At 45.0% G+C, this 775-nt stretch carries 1 pseudogene; it reads right to left on the reverse strand.

The annotated features are described in order from the left end of the window. Positions 1-775 (reverse strand): annotated as a pseudogene (locus H5232_RS24495) (group II intron maturase-specific domain-containing protein); the annotation flags it as partial.

Here is a 775-nt window from a genome sequence, read left to right on the forward strand (position 1 = left end):
TAATGACGCTAAACCTTGTGACGCTAGATAGTCATTGCCTATCGCAATGTTAATTCCTTTTGTTTTTGAGCTTCTACAAGGGCCTTCGCTTCCAAGCGCCTACTTTTGGTACTGGTGATACCACATGCAATGGCGAGTCGTTCGCTAACACCCAATTTCATTAAACTGCGTACTTTGGTGCGAGGTTTACGCCATTGCCGCCAGTAGCACATTCTTATCCTACGGCGGATCCAGTGATCTAAATCCACCGTTAGCTGATAAGCGTTGGCTATTAGGTAGTAGTGTCCCCAGCCGCGCAAATACTGTGTGAGTTTATGAATTTGTAGGGTCATTGAGATCCCCCAGTTGCGGTTAGTGAGCTCCCTGACATTTGCTTTAAATTTCTTTAGCGCCTGTTCGTGGATCTGCACTTGACCGTAGCGGAAGGTAAACCCGAGAAATTTCGAGCCTGATACTGGACCGACCCGACTTTTCGATTCATTCACTTTGAGTTTTAATCGCTTAGTGATGAACGCAGTAATGTCCCGTTGGATTATTAGTCCTTCGCTTTTCGTTTTTACTAAAATGATTAGTCATCAGCGTAACGGGCAAACTTAAGGTGTTTGTAGGCTAGCTTCTTATCTAATTCATCGAGTAAAATATTGGAAAGTAAAGGGGATAATGGCCCACCTTGAGGGACTCCTTTGGTTGACTCAAACCACAGACCTGTTTCGCACTCTGCTACTCCCGCTCGTAGGTATTTACCGAGTAGGCGCATGAGTGCTTTGTCTTTGAT

The organism is Pseudoalteromonas sp. SG41-5, assembly GCF_014164495.1.
Taxonomy (GTDB): domain Bacteria; phylum Pseudomonadota; class Gammaproteobacteria; order Enterobacterales; family Alteromonadaceae; genus Pseudoalteromonas; species Pseudoalteromonas rhizosphaerae.